Annotated in this window: 14 protein-coding genes and 1 pseudogene; 5 read left to right on the top strand and 10 right to left on the bottom strand. The window is 55.7% G+C overall.

What is annotated here, in order from left to right:
* Positions 1 to 453 precede the first annotated feature (453 nt).
* The 10 genes from RBR41_RS01030 to RBR41_RS00985 all read right to left on the bottom strand — a co-directional run bounded on the left by RBR41_RS01030 (position 454) and on the right by RBR41_RS00985 (position 12456).
* Positions 454 to 999, bottom strand: coding sequence for a GDYXXLXY domain-containing protein (locus RBR41_RS01030; protein WP_320350286.1), 546 nt, complete (start codon positions 997 to 999; stop codon positions 454 to 456).
* On the bottom strand, positions 992 to 3244 hold the full coding sequence (locus RBR41_RS01025; protein WP_320350284.1) for a DUF4401 domain-containing protein: 2253 nt from the start codon (positions 3242 to 3244) through the stop codon (positions 992 to 994). The genes RBR41_RS01030 and RBR41_RS01025 overlap by 8 nt, the downstream gene beginning before the upstream one ends.
* Positions 3245 to 3502: 258 nt before the next feature.
* Positions 3503 to 3805 (bottom strand): hypothetical protein, encoded by a 303-nt coding sequence (locus tag RBR41_RS01020; RefSeq protein WP_320350282.1) that lies wholly within the window; start codon positions 3803 to 3805, stop codon positions 3503 to 3505.
* On the bottom strand, positions 3806 to 4969 hold the full coding sequence (locus RBR41_RS01015) for a glycerate kinase (RefSeq protein ID WP_320350280.1): 1164 nt from the start codon (positions 4967 to 4969) through the stop codon (positions 3806 to 3808).
* Between the two features lie 249 nt (positions 4970 to 5218).
* Positions 5219 to 6580 (bottom strand): gluconate:H+ symporter, encoded by a 1362-nt coding sequence (locus RBR41_RS01010; RefSeq protein ID WP_320350278.1) that lies wholly within the window; start codon positions 6578 to 6580, stop codon positions 5219 to 5221.
* 107 nt (positions 6581 to 6687) lie between these two features.
* On the bottom strand, positions 6688 to 7689 hold the full coding sequence (pdxA, locus tag RBR41_RS01005; RefSeq protein WP_320350277.1) for a 4-hydroxythreonine-4-phosphate dehydrogenase PdxA: 1002 nt from the start codon (positions 7687 to 7689) through the stop codon (positions 6688 to 6690).
* Positions 7690 to 7782: 93 nt separating this feature from the next.
* The gene (locus tag RBR41_RS01000) at positions 7783 to 9114 is read right to left on the bottom strand and encodes a four-carbon acid sugar kinase family protein (protein ID WP_320350275.1); all 1332 of its coding nucleotides are present in this window, start codon (positions 9112 to 9114) and stop codon (positions 7783 to 7785) included.
* Positions 9115 to 9183: 69 nt separating this feature from the next.
* The gene (locus RBR41_RS00995) at positions 9184 to 9957 is read right to left on the bottom strand and encodes a DeoR/GlpR family DNA-binding transcription regulator (protein ID WP_320350274.1); all 774 of its coding nucleotides are present in this window, start codon (positions 9955 to 9957) and stop codon (positions 9184 to 9186) included.
* A gap of 429 nt (positions 9958 to 10386) precedes the next feature.
* Positions 10387 to 11385: a sigma-54 interaction domain-containing protein gene (locus RBR41_RS00990; RefSeq protein ID WP_320350272.1), complete on the bottom strand. Its 999-nt coding sequence runs from the start codon at positions 11383 to 11385 to the stop codon at positions 10387 to 10389.
* Between the two features lie 6 nt (positions 11386 to 11391).
* On the bottom strand, positions 11392 to 12456 hold the full coding sequence (locus RBR41_RS00985) for a PAS domain-containing protein (protein WP_320350270.1): 1065 nt from the start codon (positions 12454 to 12456) through the stop codon (positions 11392 to 11394).
* Positions 12457 to 12895: 439 nt separating this feature from the next.
* On the opposite strand from RBR41_RS00985, the gene RBR41_RS00980 reads away from it, so the two are divergent.
* The 5 genes and pseudogenes from RBR41_RS00980 (at position 12896) to RBR41_RS00955 (ending at position 16907) form a co-directional block, all read left to right on the top strand.
* Positions 12896 to 13264: an inositol monophosphatase family protein gene (locus tag RBR41_RS00980; protein ID WP_320350268.1), complete on the top strand. Its 369-nt coding sequence runs from the start codon at positions 12896 to 12898 to the stop codon at positions 13262 to 13264.
* Positions 13265 to 13361: 97 nt separating this feature from the next.
* Positions 13362 to 14379: pseudogene (locus RBR41_RS14590) on the top strand (MFS transporter).
* Positions 14380 to 14403: 24 nt separating this feature from the next.
* A complete protein-coding gene (locus RBR41_RS00965) occupies positions 14404 to 14559 on the top strand; it encodes a hypothetical protein (protein ID WP_320350266.1) in 156 nt (51 codons plus the stop codon).
* 181 nt (positions 14560 to 14740) lie between these two features.
* Positions 14741 to 15628 carry a dihydrodipicolinate synthase family protein gene (locus tag RBR41_RS00960; RefSeq protein WP_320350264.1) on the top strand — a complete coding sequence of 296 codons (888 nt, stop codon included), beginning with the start codon at positions 14741 to 14743 and terminating at the stop codon, positions 15626 to 15628.
* A gap of 73 nt (positions 15629 to 15701) precedes the next feature.
* Positions 15702 to 16907, top strand: coding sequence for an FAD-dependent oxidoreductase (locus RBR41_RS00955; RefSeq protein ID WP_320350263.1), 1206 nt, complete (start codon positions 15702 to 15704; stop codon positions 16905 to 16907).
* Positions 16908 to 16910 lie beyond the last annotated feature (3 nt).

Here is a 16910-nt window from a genome sequence, read left to right as displayed (position 1 = left end):
ACATTATACCTAATGACAAGTAAAACGATATGAAATTTCCGCAATCCAGTGCCCGCCACTCAAGACAACCAAACCCACCACCGCAGGAACGCACGATTGGACGCCCTCCCCTCCCCCGCACCAAACATCTTGAGGCACGCGCCTTGCGACAAACACCCTGCTCAAAATCAGGCCGACATGCGGCACCACCAAGCAGTTCGTCAATATACTGGTATTATTGAATTACACTGCGCAACGCCCCCCCCTGCAAAAACGCCAGGGGGGGTATTTTTACGATGTAATCGCACAGCCGTCTGCGCGCTGACACTGACCGTGATGGCGCGGGTTCTGTTGAAAACGCATTTTTCGGCAGAATGGCAGCTTTGAAATGCTCACATTTCAAGGGAATCTGATCTGGCGCAATTCATGTGCATGTGCGCCAAGGCATGGTGGGTAATTTTCACTATTTGGCAATCAGTATTGACTTTTTTTCTCGTCATTCTTCTGAGGCTGGATCAGTTTTCCCCCAGTGTTGCAAAGCCCGACCAGAATCGTTTTTCCATTTGCGGCAACCTTGAACTGGCCGAAGCGGGCACTTTCATAGTGCCGCGCGGTTCCTTCCTGAAAATAATATGCAGTGGCCGCAGTTATGACCCTGTGCCCGCGGAGCTTGTAGGCCAGATAGAATTCATCGTTCTGCAAGGGCCTGCCATCGTCCAGCCTGACAAAGTCCGCCGCCTGCGCTACAGGCTCATGGCGCACCCGCAGCACGGCGAGCCCTTCAGCCCCAACGTCCGTGCCGGATGCGGTTTTCGCCTCACGCAGCGCGTCACGGATGTGATCATTCACCGTATACCTGAGGTCCATATAGTCGCCCATGAGCAAGGCGCGCGGGTCACGGGGAGCAAGAGGCAGCAGGATTGTTTTGCCGTCAGCAAGCACTGTTTCCATGCGCTGTACAGAAACGGCGTAACCAGCAAAAAACAGCCCCAGTACAAGCAGGATATAGATTTTACGCACGGCCCGCCTCCTCTATGGATGATTTTGTCTGCCAGACCCGCAAAACCAGGGCCAGCAACAGCAAAACAAGCCCGGATGCGACGAGATAGGTGGACTTGGTAGAAAATGGTATTGCAAGATTGTAATAGTAAAAGATCATGTACGCAAAAAAATACACCAGCACGGCTCCCTGCATAACTGCGTTGCCCATCTGCCGTGCCATAACGAGGCCCAAAAGCGCCAAAGCCGCCCCCGGCAAATACCAGCCAAACGCAAAAAGCAGGGGAATGCTGGCCATGCTCGCCACGCGCGCGGTCAAACTCTGCTTCTTGGTTAAAAACAGGATCAGAACCGTCATGCCTGCGGCTGCCCCCAAGCCCATGCCTCCTGATCCAAAAATCGGCAGATCCAAAATAGCTCCAAGACCATAGGACAAACCAAGGCTCCATATCTGAATCACAAGCATGCCCGTATATGCGCCAAAAAACCATGCGTCAGCGGTTTGCCCGCGCATTGTGCCGCGCCAGCGTTTTTCCTGCAGGCAAAAACAGGCAAGGCCCAGACTCAGCAAGGCCCACCAAAGCGGAGGCAACAAGAGAGCGATATCAAGCCTCACGGAGTCCGCAAAACCCTGCCTCGCGCTTGTAAAGATCAAATTTGAAATGCCTTGGCCCACGCAGCCCACAATGCCAATGGACGACAAAAATGTGTACGCGACGTTACGCATGAAAACGCTGATGACGGCAAGCAGCGCAGCAAGCACAAAGCATGCAGCAATCACACTGTCGAGGCCGAGAAACAGCGCAATGGCGATTCCAGACGTGCCTGCGATTGCCAGCGCAAAGCCAAAATGCCGTGAAAACAGCTTGTCGCCAGCCAGCATGGCCCGGCCCCAAAGCAGCACAGGCACAGAAACAATGAAAATGGTCAATTCTTCGTGTGAACTGATATTCAGGGTTTGAAACAGCAACAAACCCATAAAGCACATAAAAAGAACGGCCGCCAGCCAACCGCCCAAGGCCAGCAACAGCTTGATATACCAGGGCGAGTACGGCTCTTTTGCGTCTGGCGTGGGATCGTCGCGCAGATCCTCGCCATGGGCCTGAAGATTCTCCCGCAGCATCTGCCACGAAACGCCGGGGCAGGCGCGCCCCAAAAACGATGGCAAGTGGATGATACGCGCGGGTTTTTCACTTTCTTCCGCCGACATGGCTTTTTGCAGGTGCAGCAGCATCTTCGCCAGCCCGGCCGTGAGGCCGGTAACAAGCAGGCCCCAAAACAGGAATGCGCCAACAACCCCAAGACCAAAAAACAGCTCGGCCTCAGCCAGGGCAGCAAGCAGAACAACCGTGCCTGATCCGAGCAATGTCGCCAGCATAAAGAGGTCGGGCTCTTTTTTTCTGTACCACCACCAGGCAATCCCGGCCAGTGCTACGGCAAAAAAGGGAACAAGCTGGGGCGGCAGCCACAACTGCCATGCATCAGACCATCTGTATGAATGAAAAATCCCTTCAATCAGGTAACATGACGTCCGGGCGGCCAAATCAAGAAAAAGCAGCCGGGGAAGCCACCGCGACCGCAACCAGCTCTGCGCGTCTTTTCGCACAGCCCTTTGTGCCGCCCATTCCCAAAGGAGTATGGCGCACGCAATGGCCACCAGCCATTCAGGAATCGCAAAAAACTGGCTGAAGGCGTCAAAGGGTGCTGTAAGGTTACGCCCAAGCCACAAGGCGATTAACACATTGCCCGAAAGCCAGGCGGCAAACCACAGGCCAGCCTGCCTGCCCACAAGCGCAAGTGCGAGCAGCAGCACAGTCCAAACCCTGAACAGTTCCCATAGTTCCGCTCCTGTCTGGTAGGTCTGGCCGAATACGGCCAGCATCGGCCCCATTGCCACACCGCAGGCCAGCAGCAGAGCCTGTCCGGGGCGCGAATCCGGCCCCACGACCACAGACCCGATGCCCGCACTGGCCACAATCCCCCCCACAAACGCCATGCGCGCAAAAGGCTGCATGTCATCCCAGTTCCAGGCGATAAAACAGATGATTCCTGCCAGGAAAAAAAGAACTCCGCCAAGCAGAAAAACCTGACGCCAGTAGGTCAGCCAGGCATTGCCGTCGGGCCGGAAACCGCAAAAATCAAGAGCCCGAGACCATGCGGAAGGCGAAATACGGCCCGAATCACATAAGAGGCTCAGGGAATTGCGGGACAGAGGCGGTAAAGCGTCTTTGGAACTGGAGGCATGTTCTGGGGATTGTATATTCATGTCAGAGCATGAAGAAGCGTCTGTTTTGTTCATTATCTGTACTCTTTCATTGATAAAATCCTTGATAAACCTGTTGCATATGCTGTTTTTCCACCCATTGTATATCATACTGTGGGACAATGGCGAGCATATTCGGCACAACCATTCAATTATCTAAAGATATGTACATATATTAGAATAAAAAACAACACGCCGCCCAAAAACAAAAAAAAAGCGGGGCCCGAACCCCGCTCTTTTGCACTGTTGTCATGACATCCTTCAGCTGAAATAACCGCTCTGGCGCAAGAGTTCCTGTCCGTTGGCAAGTGAGGGCAACAGGGTAACAACCATGATAAAGTAGTGTATGGCTACAATGCGGAACGAATATTTCGGCAAGACAAAGATGAAGATAAAACAGATGGCGGCAATGGCGAAAACCAGTATATTGGCCGCCTGCGATCCCCATGCGATGCCCGTAAGCCAGATGAGCGCATAGACGCCCCAGGCCAGAGCCATGGCGCAAAGAAAAAACGCGTTAAAGCGTGGCTGTTTTCGCCAGCATTCAAGATAGTCAGCGAACATCTATTTTCCCGTACTGGCCACAGCGCCGAGCTGACTTCCAATGGCAATGCTCGCGGCGATATTGCGGGCCGCAGTGCGCAGGTTGTTCTCCCCCGCGTCCAGAGCTTCGGCAATGGTGCATGGGCTGGAAAGAATGCTGAACACCGCGTCAATGCCGTGCTCATGCACAACATCGGCATCATGCCGCAGCGAGCCGCCGATGGCGATGACAGGCTTGCCGTGAAGCTTGGCAACGCGGGCAACACCCACAGGGGCCTTGCCAAAGGCCGTTTGTCCGTCAATGCGGCCCTCGCCGGTAATGACAAGATCAGCGTCACGCACCACAGCATCCAGGCCCACGGCCTCGGTCACAATCTCGCTTCCGGGGCGCAGACGCCCCCCAAGAAAGGCGTACATGCCGCCGCCCATGCCGCCGGCTGCGCCAGCGCCCGAGATGTCGGACATATCCACGCCAAGGTCGCGAAGCGTAATGGCGGCAAAATTTCTGAGGTAGCCGTCAAGCTGCTGCACCAGTTCCGGCGTAGCGCCTTTTTGCGGGCCAAAGATGGCCGACGCGCCGCGCGGGCCGCACAGGGGATTATCCACATCGCAAGCCACATCAATGACGCAGTCTTTCAGCCTTTCGTCAAAAGTGGACATGTCGATGCGGGCCAGTCTGCCAAGACCAAGACCGGTGGGTTCGATTTCCTGCCCGTCGGCATCCAGCAGCCGCACGCCAAGGGCCTGAAGCATGCCTGCTCCGCCTTCGTTGGTGGCGCTGCCGCCGATGCCGAGAATGAATTTACGGGCCCCGGCGTCGAGGGCGGAGCGGATAAGCTCGCCAGTGCCGTAGCTTGTGGTTTTCAGGGGGTTGCGTTTTTCCGGCGGCACAAGGCCCAGGCCGCTGGCAGTGGCCATTTCGATGACAGCCGTGCTGCCATCACCCGTAAGTCCGTAAAAAGCCTCCACGGGTTCGCCCAGCGGGCCTTTGACCGTCACGGCGATGCGCTGGCCGCCGGTGGCCTCAACCATGGCCTCCACCGTGCCCTCGCCGCCGTCGGCCACAGGAACCTTGACATAATCGGCATGCGGAAACACTTCTCGAAAGCCCAACTCAATGAACGTGGCCACCTGCAGGGCTGACAGGCACTCCTTGTACGAGTCCGGCGCAATAACAATTTTCATGAAATGCTCCTTGTGGATGACGCTGACGTGCAGCCAGGATTCAGCACGTCAGGACAGTATAGAAATGGGGGTAACGGCTCCGGGCCAGGAAGGCAAGCTCCCCGACCCGGACTGCCGAAAAGACTAGAGCATTTAACACTTGAAATGCTCGCGTACGGCAGGCAAAAGCCCGCCTGCTCGCATTTCGTGGCAAGGATTTTTCAGAAAAATCCTTGCAGAGCATTTAACTCATTTCATTCGTAAACTGCTCTAAAGGAACAATTGCAGCAAAAGCGTGCCGCCAAGGCCAAGCACGGCCGCAATGGTCGTACCGGCCGTATAGGTCGCATACATGGAACCCATGGGGATGCCAAGCGATTCCTTGACGAACCAGAAGCCGGAGTCCGTCACGTGCGAAGCGCCGATGGCGCCAGCGCCAATAACAATGGCCATGAGCGCCGGATCAAGGTTGGGATTGGCGCTGAGTACAGGCAGGATAAGCCCCGCCGCAGTCATCATGGACACTGTGGCGCTGCCCAGAGCAAAGCGCAAGGTGATGGCAATAACCCAGGCGAGAATCAGGGGGCTGATGTGGATGCTGGTCAGCACCTGCTTGAGCACAAGACCCACGCCGCTGTCGGTGATAATCTGGTTAAGCGCGCCAGCCGCGCCGATGACGAGCATGATGGAGGCCAGGGGAGCCATGCCGGCTTCACTGAAGCGTCCCAGCTGATCCCAGGTGAAACCACGGCCAAGGCCCAACACAAAGTAGGCCACTATGGCCGAGATGAACAGGGCGATCATGGGCGTGCCGATGAAGTTCACATAGGTCATGTAGGAAGGCGGATTCTGCTTGTCGATGCTCAGTTCCACGACGGTCTTGGCAATCATGAGCAGCAGGGGCAGCAGCACCACGAAGAGGGTTCTGCCGAAGGGCGGCAATTCCGATTCCTTGCGGGGTTCGGTGCCAGCGTACGCGCCGGTCAGGGGAACGGCGGGCAGACGCTTGGCAATGAACTTGCCATACATGGGCCCGGCAACGCAGGCGGCGGGCAGACCCACAAGGAGGCCAAAGAAGATGACCTTGCCCACATCAGCCTTGAGCAGGTCGGTGACGGCCATGGCCGCAGGATGCGGCGGCACGATGCAGTGCACCGTGGTCAGGGCCACCACAAGCGCCATACCCACCTGGATGAGGGGCAGCTTGGATTCCTTGACAATGGAGAACATGAGGGGCGTCAAAAGAATGATGCCCACCTGCAGAAACACAGGGATGCCGCAGACGTAACCGACAATCATCATGGCCCAGTGCGCCCTGGACTGCCCAAGGATACGAATGAGCGTCCGTGCCAGCCTTTCGGCAGCGCCCGAAACTTCCATCAGCTTGCCGAGGATGGCTCCAAGGGCAAGAATGGGCGCAAGAAAACCCAGGGTTTTGCCAAGGCCGCCTTCAAAGGCCACGACAATTTTCGCCAGTTCCATATTGTGCGTCAGCGCGAGGAACAGGCTTGCGGTTGTAAGGGAAACAAAGGCGTGAATCTTGAACCATATACACAGTACGATGACTATGGCAATGGCAATGGCCAGCATTGTCATTGAATAGCCAATACCAAAGGCTTGGGCAGTTCCCATCATCATTCTCCAGACAGGTAATTACGGTGAAAAGCCGGCGTGATCGGCCTCAAAAACTCCAGAAGAGACCCCGAACCCTCCAGGGGCCTCTTTTTCCGGAACAGTCCTCAGACATTGGCCCTTTTAAAACTATAGGCATACAGCGCTGCAAGGCGGATGGCCTCCACCATGCTCACGGGGCTGGCCTTGCCCTTTCCGGCAATGTCAAAGGCAGTGCCGTGGTCAACCGAGGTGCGCAGTATGGGCATACCCAGAGTAAGCGAGATGGTGCGCTCGAAATCCACCATCTTGGTGGCGATGTGCCCCTGGTCGTGATACAGTGAGAGCACCGCATCCCACCCGCCATTGAGGGCAAAGTGGAAAACGGAGTCCGCCGGATTGGGGCCGTGCACGTTGAAGCCACGCTTTTTGGCTTCTTCAATGGCGGGAACAATCTCCACATCTTCCTCGTTGCCGAACAGGCCGTGCTCGCCGCAGTGGGGATTCAGGCCAGCCACCACGATGCTGGGATTATCAATGCCCAGCAGGCGCATGGCCTCGGAGCAGCGGGCGATGTAGTCGAGCACGCGGTCTTTTTTCACGGCGCGGCAGGCGTCCATGAGAGAAAGGTGGCGGGTGAGGAAAAACACGCGCAGGCTGTGCACCTGAAACATGGTGAGAGGATCTTTCGTACCCGTAAGGTCGCCCAGAATTTCTGTATGCCCGATATAGGGCACTCCCCCTGCCTTGAGGGATTCCTTGTTGATGGGCGTGGTGGCCAGGGCGTCGGTCTTGCCTGCCAGGGTCAGCTCAACGGACTTTTTGATATACTCGAATGCAGCCTTGCCGCAGTGCGCCTGTATCTTGCCGTACTCAAATCCGGCCAGGTCCACATTGTCCAGATTCAGGATGTTGGCCGCGCCGTCGCGCCAGCCTTCGAGATTCTCGCCCACCTCATTGAAGTCGGGGCTGACGTTCATGATGGCAGAGGCGCGCTTCATGATTTCGGTATTGCCCACCACAAGCACACGGGCCACATCGTTCACAACGGGGTCCACCAGAGACGCCGCCAGAATTTCCGGCCCGACACCAGCCGGATCGCCCATGGGGGCGCAAATCAACGGTTTCATCTTGAATATCCTTATTTTTGCAATTTCAGGAACGGGATTTCGTCGGCAACGCCGCCACACCAGGGCAGTTGACCCATTTCATGCGTAACTGCTCTAGGCCGGGCGTTTGCGTGTGGAAATCTTGGTGAAAAGGTACTCCACGCATTCCACCAGACTGCCCTTGTCGCCGACAAAGCCGCCCTTGGTGATCATCGGCAGGTCGGCCTGGACGCCGCCGATAATATGTCCGTACACGGCCAGGGGCAGAACCTGGTCGCGCACCGTAAAGCCACCCGCTTTCAGCGTGCGAATAACAGACACCGTGACTTCGCCGCCTGAAGTGTACAGGCCGCCAATGGCCAGGTTCTCGCGGCGCAGCACCGCATCTGTCACGTTGGCAATGGCTTCGTTTATGCGCTGCGAAATCTCCGAGTGCGTGAGGTTCATCTTGCGCGACATCTCATCCAGAGAAAAAACGTCTTCCTTGCTGGCGGCAGTGCAGACGCCAAGCACGGTGGTGCCGGGAGGCGGCGTGGCAACAGCGTCAAGCACCCGCACGCACTCGCTGGCGGCTTCGTCCTTTCCGGCCAGAATCTTGCGCACGTTCATGGGCACCAGATGGCAGGGATGCGCCAGGTGCAGGGCTTCCATCTGAACACGGGTAAGCTCGCTGGTGCTGCCAATGGCAAGAAACACACGATTTTCATACTGCGACCGGGGGGCCTGCACGCGCACGGCCGCCAGTTCGGCAGTGAAGGGGCCGGGATCAACCGACACGAGGGGATACGGGGCATCGGCCAGAGACTGCGCGATGGTGGTAATATCTTCATCAACCACAGCGTCGCACACTACAACCCGGCACCCTTCCCCGCGCAGTTCTTCAATGGCCTGGCGCACGATCGCCGCGCCCCCCAGAATTTTTTCAAGGGGGACAAACCCGCACTTCATGGTGCTCTGCGCGGCAAAAATCCTGAGAACGGACGTGTCTTTTACGGGTGTGGCCGCATCCTGTGCAATGGGCGAGCGCTCCAGCGGCACGCCGTGCACGATCTGATAGCCGCCCACGCAGATACGCCCGGAGGACGGATACGAAGGCACCAGCACGGCAAGGGACTGTTCGTGGCCGTAACTGTCGTCCATTGCCTTGATGGCGGCCTCAATTTCCGCGCCCACATTGCCGCGCAGGGTGGAATCCACACGCTTGGAAACCAGCGCGGGCTTTTCGGCGCAGAACATCTTTACCGCCGCATACACGGCATCCCACGCCTTCTGGCGTGAAAGCAGGCGGCTTTCCGCGTTCAGCGAAACCGCGGTGAAAGCCGAAAAATACTGGGGATCCCACTTGTCCAGCCCAAGGCAGGTGGCGCTGGAAAACCCCTTGGCGGTGAGCAGCGCCCCGTTGGCGTTGGCTCCTGTAAAATCGTCCGCAATTACAGCTATATTCATGGCAAACTCTTTTGGTCCTGCGGCGTTTGGCCAGACCGGTACGAAGGTTTGAAAAACGGATGGCCCTGCTCAGGCTCCGGCATAAAGCAAACGGGCCCCGACGCCTTCAAGGGCCTGCCGGGCGTCATGATTGAGGCCTTCGTCAGTGATGATGCGATAAAAATCTTCCACTCCGGCCACGCGCCAGGGGCTGAATTTCGCATATTTTGAAGAATCGACCAGAAGAATGCTCTTGTCCGCGCTGTCCATGAGTTGAACCTTGCGGTGCATCCTCGTCGAAGAACTGGTGGTCACACCGTAATGGGCCCCCCACACGTTGATGCCAACAAAGGCCACGGTGGTGCGAATGCGGCGCAAATACGCCACAGAGTCCGTATCGCTGCAGGCCCGACTGATGGGGTCTACCCGGCCCCCGGTAAGAAAGACCTCAATATGGGGGTAGCCGGAAAGGAGCAGCGCGATTTCAAGGTCCGGCGTCACCACGGACAGATTCGTGAATGGCAGTGTGGGCAAGAGGCGCGCCAGTTCAAGGGTGGTCGTGCCCGCATCAAGGCCGATGAACGAGTCATCCTGGATAAACTCGCATGCGGCGCGGGCTATGGCCACCTTGGCCGCCAGCATACTGCCCGCCTTGTGGGACCGGGGGATGTCGTGCGCCTCAAACCCCAGGGGAACAGCCCCTCCCCAGGTGATTTCAAGCTGCTTCTGCTCTTCCAGCATCTTGAGGTCGCGGCGCACCGTCATAACGGAAATGCCAAGAGCTTTCGCAAGCTCACGGCTGTTGACCGCTCCCTGACTCTTGATAAGACGGGCCATCTTTCTACGGCGTTCGACTGGCAGCATGGCAAACCCTGTTTCCGTGACAGTTTGATGTTGCTTTTTAGTCAATTTTGTTATTTTTTGTTATGCCCGTATATAATTAAATCGTCAAGGCACCAAACGGAAAAAGCCCCGGAGCTCATCGCCGGGGCTTTGATATTTCACTAAAAATTTATGTTGTGTTCTTTTTTGTTATCCTGCACACATTCTTGTATGGCCTGAGTCAGACTTTTTTGCCCACCCAATGACACACTGTGTTTTTGCGCATCTTGCCTTCGCCCACAGGAGCATGCGGCACAAAACAGGGCTGCTCCGCAACACGGCAGGAAGCACTGCCCCCCACTACGCCCACACTCGCAAAACAAAGCCTGCGCCATTCTTGCCCGTAGCACAGGGCAGGAAAGCCGGACAGATGATTGCAATTCTCATCTTTTGCGTCCTGCCCGATGAAAACTACTGCCCCAGGCCATATTTCTTCATTTTTCTATACAGAGTCGTTCTGGCTATGCCCAGCGTCTCAGAGGCTTTGCTGATGTTTCCCCCAGCGGCTTCCAGTGTTTTACGCACCATATTCTCACACAAATCGTCCATGGAAGTATGCCCAAGTGCAACCTCAGGTTGCCCGGCAGCCAGAGCCGTCACATTCTTTCCGGTAATATGGTGTGGCAGACAATCAAGCCTGATGGAAGCCCCGTCAGAGAGCACCAGGGCTCTTTCGCACACGTTTTGCAATTCACGTACGTTGCCCGGCCAGGAATAGGCATTGAGCATTTCCAGCACGGCAGGCTCAACGGTTACCATGGGCAGGCTCATACGTGCACAAAGCTTGCGCCAGAATGTTTTTGCCAGCAATTCCACATCCCCTTTACGTTCTCGAAGAGGTGGCAGCTCGATTTCCAAGACATTGAGACGATAATAGAGGTCAGACCGAAAGGTTCCCGCTTGCACCTCATCCGCCAGATTTGTATTGCCTGCGGCAATGACTCGGACGTCAAGACGAACAAGGTGATTGCTTCCAAGAGGTGAAAAAGTCATTTCCTGCAGGACGCGTAAAAGTTTGGCCTGCACTGCCAATGGCAAGCTGTTTACTTCATCCAGAAAAAGCGTTCCGCCATTGGCCGCTTCAAGTCGGCCCTTCTGCCCGCCCTTTCGCGCTCCGGTAAAAGCGCCTTCTTCATAACCAAACAGTTCGGCTTCAATAAGGTTATTGGGAATGGCGGCGCAAGAAATGCCGACAAAGGGCCGATCTGGCTCATTTCCGGCATTGTGAATTGCCTGGGCGAAAAGTTCCTTACCAGTGCCGCTTTCTCCCAAAATGACGATGCGTGAGGCCATGCGGGAAGCACGATGGGCAAAGTTGATAGCTTGCCGCAAAGCGGGGCTAGCCCCAAGGATGTCTGAGAACTGGTACGTGGCTGAGTGGACGGACTCGACCTCACGGGTCGGCAACACGGCCTTTCAGGAGGCCGGAAGCGGGCCGCTGGCTGCTTTGCCCCTGTTTCGCCCGCCCGGCGCAAACGTGTCAGGGTTAAGCGCAAGGGCCATCCCCACGGATCTTCCCGCGCTCAGTTCCACAGGCGAAAATGTGCAGGCGATGCGTTGCGGCCCCTGGCCCGTAAGGAATGTCAGGGTGTCATGCCCTTGCCTTTGTCCGGCCAGAGCTCGTTGCAGCCTTTGCGCATCAAGAGAGCTCACCAGAGAAACAGCGCTTCTACCCGGAAGCTCAAGTTCGCCAGAAGTAAACAATGTTGACGCATGCCTGTTGGCGTGGGTGATGCCGCCATTGCCATCAAGCACCAGCAATGGGTAGGTTAGGGAATCATGGGCATTCCGCAATAAAGCCTCAAGCTTCTGCCCGGTGGTTTCTATGGTCTGCTGGCGCACGCGCATGCCTATATAGTTGGCAAAGGTCGTCACCAGCGCGAGCGCCTGTATCTCGGGGCTGGCAATATTGCCCGAAATGGTCAGCACGGCCAGAACGCCCGATGCATCAGCCAGAATGGGAGCGGAAGCACAACGCCACGAATGCAGGCCAGCATTGTAATGCTCATAACCGTATATCTGCACCGGACGACGCCGTTGCAGGGTCATGCCTATGGCTGAAGCGCCGACCTTGTCGATATTTCTGTCAGCACCGGGCATGTTGTACTGGGTACGGGCCACATCAAGCAAATCCTTGTCGCCCACGGTAGCAAGAATATGCCCGGACGAACTGGTAAGAATTGCCATATGGCCGGTGCCGCTAATGCACGAATCAAGCATTTCCAGCACAGGAGCCGCTGCATTGAGCAACGTGGCGAATTGGCTGCACAAGTCCTCAAAATGAACCCGTTCCAGCACCGGCACGTCGGGAACCCGCACAGGGTCAATACAGGCATCACGGCTGAGCAGCCATCCATCCAGAATATGCTCGGGCACACGCCCCCGGATTTCACCGCCATCAATGAAATCCTTCCAGGCTTCATGGACCGTTTGCTGGTACACGGGATTTTGTGGTGAGAAGTCGACGGGGAGACACCTCATGTCATTATTCCTCCTGTCGTGTAGCGTAAGCAAACACGACTGTAGCGTTATGCTACAATTATTTTATATATTACCAATCTAAAATTTTTTGTGCAACACTGAGCACCCAGATGGCATCAGCATTTCCCGCCAGTCTGTGCAAAATTGGCAGATTTTTTGCTGTTATACAAAATTAGCTGACTACTATTTGCTTTGAACACATATTATTTTTTACAACAAACTTTTCTATATAACATTTTTCAACAAATCATTATTTAAAGATGAAATATGCGTATTTTAAATAGAAAGCTGCATTTACACATTCCAATGACGCAATCAGGCATGAATGCCCGCCGCGAAGCGGCAGTGAACGCCTTTACAAGACCGACCGGTCTGCATCCTCCCCCCTTACAGATGGAGACAATGCAATGCCAGAATATGAAGCATTTTAGATAGTGCCATGCAGGCTTCTGACGTTTCACGCCAGATACTCACGGAACACAGACAGAAATATCTGTGTGGGAACTATGCTGTTAAAACCAAAACTGACGACAGCCCGGTGACGGAGACGGATAAACGCGTGGAACGTGAAATACGTTCAATCATTTCTGGCGCGTTTCCAGATCACCGCATGCTTGGGGAAGAATATGGGGCCGACGCCGCCACAGCCGAATACGTGTGGGTGATCGCCCCCATCGACGGCACACGACAGTTCATTGTGGGCTATCCATCTTACGGGACGCTCATCACCTGTGCCGCAACGGCTTACCCGTTCTTGGTGTTGTGGAAATGTACCCGCCCATTTTGCACCAAGGATACGCCATGGTAAACTTCTTTAAAGCATCACTTGCGCACCCGGTTACCAAGAGCGCGGAAGAGATAGACAAAGACTACGCATACTGGCGCATACACATGATGGCATTCATATGGCTTGGTTACGCCATTTTTTACTTCACCCGCAACAGCTACAGGTCAATCATGCCAGCTGCTCAAAGGATCTTGACTGGCAGCTCTCGGACGTGGGCATCCTGAGTACCATTTTCTACATTGTTTACGGCTCGTCACGGTTTGTGGGCGGCATCACAAGCGACAAGTCCAATCCCCGCTATTTCATGGGAGTTGGCCTCATCATCACAGGCATCATCAACATAGCCTTCGGCATGAGTTCGTCCCTGTTGGCACTGGCCATTCTGTGGGGACTCAACGCCTTCTTTCTGGATTGGGGCTGCCACCCTACACCAAGATTCTCACCACATGGTACTCGCGTAACGAGTGCAGCTTCTTGTGGGCCGTGTGCAACACCTCGCACAACTTGGGCGGCGTCATTATTCCGCTGCTCGCAGGATGGCTGGCCATACACTACGACTGGCGTTACGGCATGATCATTCCGGGCATCATAGGCATTGTGGCGGGCATGATTCTTTGCATCGTCATGCGCGACAGACCGGAACCCATGGGACTGCCCAGGGTGGGAGAAAGGCGCAAGGATCAACTGGAGCAGGTAAAGAAAAACGAAAGCTCGCTCACCACATGGCAGGTGTTGCGCCGCTACGTATTCACCAACAAATACATCTGCTTCTGGCCATTTCCTACGTGCTTGTGCACTTCGTGCGCATTGGCGTCAACGACTGGGCCAACATGTACCTTGTAAAGGAACATGGCGTTGACCTGCTAGTGGCCAACAGCGCCATCACCATGCTTGAGATCGGCGATTTCATCGGCACCATAGTCGCCGGATGGGGATCGGACAGACTGTTCAAGGGCAACCGCATCCCGATGAACATCATTTTCATGCTGGGCATCATGTGTTCCGTGGGCGCACTCTGGCTTTTGCCCCTGAGTTCCAAAATCGCCCTTGGTTCCGTGCTTTTTCTGATTGGCTTTTTTGTCTTTGGCACGCAAATGCTCACCGGCATGGCCGCCGCCGAAGTCTGCCACAAGTAATACGCAGGCACGGCCAGAGGCTTTGTGGGACTTTTCGGATACCTGGGAGCCGCCTGCACCGGCCTGCCGCTGGCTATGGGCATTGAAACCACAAGCTGGAACGGATTCTTCATCGTCATGACTGCGGCATCACTGCTTTCAGCCATCCTTATTGTACCCATCATCGGCGGAAAGAAATAGGTTCCATCAGAGTGTAGCACAAGGCTACACCTGTAGTATTGTGACGCATCAAAATCTGTAGCATGGCACACACGGGCAAAACAGCAATCCAAAACAGCCTTATTTTCTATGTAGTTATGTTTCACCTGCTGTTGGTAGATTTTTTGCTAGAGACAATGCACAAACATCCAATGGAGGATACATGAACAACATTCACGGTATTTTCGCAGTAACGGTGACGCACTTTAATCAGGACGGCAGCATCGACTACGGCACTATATCCAAACATATCCAGTGGCTGCTCAAATCCGGCGTTCACGGCATCATGCCCGTGGGAGCCACTGGCGAATGGCCGGCACTTTCCACCGAAGAACGCAAGCAGGTTGCCGAATTCACCATGAAGGAAGTAAACGGCAAGGTTCCGGTGATTGTGGGCGCCATTTCGCCCAACGTCGATGTTTCGGTTGAACTGTCAAAGCATGCGGGCTCCATAGGCGCTGCGGGCGTCATGATTCTTCCTCCTCCCGCCGTGCATCCCAGCCAGCATGAGATTTATGAATTCTACAAATACATTTCCGGCAAAAGTCCACTGCCGGTAATGGTGTACAACAACCCCGGCAGTTGCGGCGTGGCCGTATCGCCTGAAACTCTGGTAAAATGCGCCCAGTTGCCCAACATGGGTTTTCTTAAAGAATCCAGTGGCGACATCATGCGGCTGACCCGTTCTGTGGACGAGGTGGGTGACAAGCTGGTGGTTTTCTGCGGCTGCGAAAGCCTGGCCTATGAAAGCTTTGTCATGGGCGCCAAGGCATGGGTTTGCGTGCTTGCCAATATTGCCCCCGCCATGTGCGTCAAGCTCTACAACCTTATTGTCAAAGAACACAAGCTTGATGAGGCCCGGCAGGTATACCGGCAGATGCTGCCTTTGCTGCGTCTGCTTGAAGACACTGGCGAGCTCTGGCAGGTGGTCAAGCACGCGCTTGCGCTCAAGGGATTCGGGACAGGCACGCTGCGTATGCCCCGACAGCCCATTTCTGAAGAAGTGCGTGTAGAACTTGAAAAAGTTCTCAAACAGGCCGACTTTTGCTAGCATCATTCATGAGGGGCGGCTTCTGGCGGCCCCTCATGAACATACCAGAAAATCTGAAGCAAAGGGAACTGCCATGAGCAGCAAACACACCGCCGGAGCCGTTGTCATCGGCGGGGGGGCGGTAGGTACAGCCATAGCCTGCTATCTTGCCATGGATGGAATTGATGTGACCCTTGTGGAGCGGGGTGAGTTCGCCTGGGGCTCCAGCCGTCGTTGCGATGGTCATGTGGTCACTTATGACACGCCACCCGGCGCATATAGCCAGTTCTGCAAATACGGGCAGGACATGTTTCATGATGCAGCAAAATTTTTGCCCGTGGATTTCGAGTTTTCGCCCGAGGGGCTCGGACTGTTGGTTGATGACGAACGGGATCTCGACACTGTGCGCGCCAACTATGAAGGCAAAAAAAATGAGGGCATTGACGTCACCCTGTGGGACAGGGCCGACGTGCGCCACCATGAGCCGAATATTGGCGACAGTATTCTGGCCTGCCTGAATTTCAATGGCGACTGCAAGCTTAATCCCATGCGGCTTTGTCAGGGGCTGGCTCTGCATGCGGAGGCCAACGGCGCCACCCTCATGACCAGAACCAGCGTCACGGGACTGCGCACCGACGGAGGGCGGATCACCTCGGTTGAAACGGACAAGGGACTCATCCAGACAGAGAACGTCATTCTTGCCGCAGGCGTCTGGACGCCCCTGCTTGCCGACATGGTGGGCCTTACCGTTCCCGTCAGGCCACGCCAGGGGCATGTTGTCGTGACCGAGCGCGTACGCAATCTGGTGGGCAAAAACTATGCGGAATACGGCTACCTTCTGGCAAAGGGCGGCAAAACGCGCTGCAATGCCACGCCTGAAATGGAGCACTTCGGCGTTGCCTTTGTGCTTGAACCCTCCCACGCAGGAACAATCCTGCTTGGCAGCAGTCGCCGCTACGTCGGCATGAACATCCGCCCCGACCCCAGGGTCATGCGCATTATCGCCCAACGCGCCCGCCATTTCTACCCTGCCCTGGCAGATACGAGAGTCATCCGCTGTTATGCGGGCTTGCGCCCCTGTACTCCGGACGCCAAGCCCATCATTTCGCCCACACATCTTCAAGGGCTTTTTGTGGCCACCGGGCATGAGGGAAACGGCATAGGCCTTTCACTCATTACGGGCAAACTCATTTCAGAAATGGTGCGCGGGCAGGCTCCGTTCATGGACATCAGCTACATGGGCCTCGACAGATTCGGCTCTGACGCTGCGGCACGTTCTGCCACAACAACCACCGCCTGAGGA

Source organism: Desulfovibrio sp. (assembly GCF_034006445.1).
Lineage (GTDB): Bacteria > Desulfobacterota > Desulfovibrionia > Desulfovibrionales > Desulfovibrionaceae > Desulfovibrio.
Note: the sequence above shows the minus strand (reverse complement) of the source record. Positions and strands in the feature narration are given on the sequence as shown.